Origin of the sequence: Chryseobacterium sp. SIMBA_029, from assembly GCF_046535275.1 — a bacterium.
Lineage (GTDB): Bacteria > Bacteroidota > Bacteroidia > Flavobacteriales > Weeksellaceae > Chryseobacterium.
The window spans coordinates 1-316 of the sequence record NZ_JAWRXA010000145.1; the positions used below are offsets into that span (position 1 = coordinate 1).

A 316-nucleotide genomic window follows, 5' to 3' on the forward strand; every position below is an offset into this window, starting at 1 on the left:
CCCCGCACTGGCACAAACCAGGCGGGGCTTTTTTTCTATACCTCTATCCACGGAGAACGGAACATGACTAACGTTCTACCGGGTATTTACTGCGCGTCTGGGCATTGCGCGTTGCGCTTTACTCGATGGCGTCAAAGTCAGCCACGCGGCGGCGAGTACGGGGCAAAGGCTGCAATTCCAACACCTCAATACGCGCGGCCAGTTCCTTCACATACTCGCTCAGGATTGACAGCTTGAGCGCCGGGGAGCGCTCTTTCTCACGTTGCACCACGTCCAGCGCCAGCGCCTGGCGTGCGATTTCCTCAAAGGCAGTATG

1 protein-coding gene is annotated in these 316 nt (G+C 57.9%); it reads right to left on the reverse strand.

What is annotated here, in order from left to right; genetic code table 11:
• Window positions 1-118: 118 nt before the first annotated feature.
• On the reverse strand, window positions 119-316 hold a 198-nt coding region (locus SB679_RS23565), incomplete at its 5' end, for a hypothetical protein (RefSeq protein WP_410704694.1).